Below are 1,940 nucleotides of genomic sequence, written 5' to 3' on the forward strand. Positions count from 1 at the left end.
ATGAATATACAAAAGAAATTTATGGAAAGATATGGGATGGATTCAGAAGAAGTTGAAAAACAACTTAAAAGCTTTGGAATAGATCCATCTACAGCAGGTTTTGGAAATATTGACTTAAATAATATTACAAATGAAAACATGGAAGCAGTAAAAAATAGTGCTGGGTTTTATGAAAAATATGGAAGCAAAATACAACCTAAAAGTTGTATAACCACATATATAAAAAATGAAAATAATGATATAGAAGTAATAATAGATCAAGAAAAGGTAATGCTTTACAGTAATAAAAAGGTAAACCTTATGGATGCAGAATTAAATGAATTTTTATTAGCATATAAAAATATGTTTAATAAAAAAATAAGGGTAGTTTTATGCGAAAATTATAGTGAATATGACTACTAAAATAAAAATCCTATGAAATTAGATATTACAGTTTAATTTCATAGGATTTTTGCTAGTAAGATATTTCTTTTACAACATTTATACCATTTTGAATCATGCTATTTAAAAATACAATATTTAAAAGATCAGCAGGGTGCACATTAGGTATATGGTATGTATCTACTAAATTCATAGGTACTACTATGTTTTTAGATATATTTTTTTGGTTAAAGTAAGCCTTTAATGTCACAGCAAATTGATATATGCAAATATCAGTACAATCACCAACTATTATTATATTATCAATATTATCAAAGTCTAAACAATCTAAAGCAAAAAATCCATTAGTAGAATTTTTAGGTAGGATATGTATATTCTCAATAGATTTAAGTTCATCAACTACTTGAGACTCTAAATCATTTTCTAAACAATGGGAAGGGTAACTTAATAGTTCTATAGACTCATGTGTATGGCAATCTGTAAAAGCAGTTATATTTGATATTTCATTAATAGATAGATGCTTTGTAAACCTAACTATAGGATTTATAAGAGCTTCTACTCTAGGAGAGTACAGGGCGCCTTTCTTTGCAAATCCATTATTAATATCAACTACAAAAAGAGAAGTCTTTTTAAGGTCAAAATTAGATATATTCTCTATAGATAAATTATCAAGATTTTCTTTTAAAGATTTTACTTCTTTCAATAAATTTTCCATAAAACACCTCCATATTTAGTATATCTAAAATTGTACATATTAAATAAATCAAAGTCAAGTTTATACATTTTAATATAAAAAATACTACTTTTAAAATAAAAGTAGTATTTTAAAAGGAATTAGTTATCCGCGAAGGTCGAATACATTCCTTATATATAATATGCTTCAATTGTAAATTTGAAACCATATAATTAAATTTTACATAAGTATAAGTTTAGCAAGTAAAGTTATTATAGGTAATGCTATTATGGTACGTGTCAAGAATATTAAAAATAAATCTTTTAAATTAAGAGGTATATCAGACTTTAATATAACAGCACCAGTCTCTGTTAGGTATATTAACTGAGTTATAGATAATGCACCTATTATAAATTGTGTTACTTGGCTAATACCTTCACCAGATACCATTATTGATGGTAAGAACATATCTGTAAACCCAACAAGTACAGCAGGCGCAGCTTGGACTGCATCCGGTATTTGTAATAATTTTAATAAAAATACTATTGGGAAAGATACTATATTAAAAAATGGTGTAAACTCTGCAACCATTAATGCTAAAGTTCCCCAAGCCATAACAAGCGGTAATAAACCAAGATACATATCTATTACTGTCTTACATCCATTTACTAATATATCTTTTAGTGATGGAGCAGTAGAAGCTCTATATATAGCTTTATTTAAACCGAACTCGAATATATTAGCATCTTCAGGAACGAACTCTTCTTTTAAGTGCTCAACATTATTAAATGTAGTATTTTTAAATCCTTTTAAAGGGTATATACGAGGCATTATTAATGCACACGCTAATGATGCTACACACACTGTCCCATAAAATGGAACGAAC

3 protein-coding genes are annotated in these 1,940 nt (G+C 26.9%); 1 reads left to right on the forward strand and 2 read right to left on the reverse strand.

Annotation, left to right across the window (positions count from 1 at the left end; translation table 11 throughout):
- On the forward strand, positions 1-402 hold a 402-nt coding region (locus BN899_RS03585), incomplete at its 5' end, for a DUF3867 family protein (RefSeq protein ID WP_042273004.1).
- Between the two features lie 52 nt (positions 403-454).
- On the opposite strand, the gene BN899_RS03590 is transcribed toward BN899_RS03585, so the two are convergent.
- Together BN899_RS03590 and BN899_RS03595 are read right to left on the reverse strand one after the other, a co-directional pair.
- A complete protein-coding gene (locus tag BN899_RS03590; protein WP_042273006.1) occupies positions 455-1,096 on the reverse strand; it encodes an isochorismatase family cysteine hydrolase in 642 nt (213 codons plus the stop codon).
- Between the two features lie 198 nt (positions 1,097-1,294).
- The coding region (locus BN899_RS03595) for a YjiH family protein (protein ID WP_042273008.1) at positions 1,295-1,940 on the reverse strand (646 nt) is incomplete at its 5' end.

This window comes from Faecalimicrobium dakarense (genome assembly GCF_000499525.1).
Taxonomy (GTDB): domain Bacteria; phylum Bacillota; class Clostridia; order Peptostreptococcales; family Peptostreptococcaceae; genus Faecalimicrobium; species Faecalimicrobium dakarense.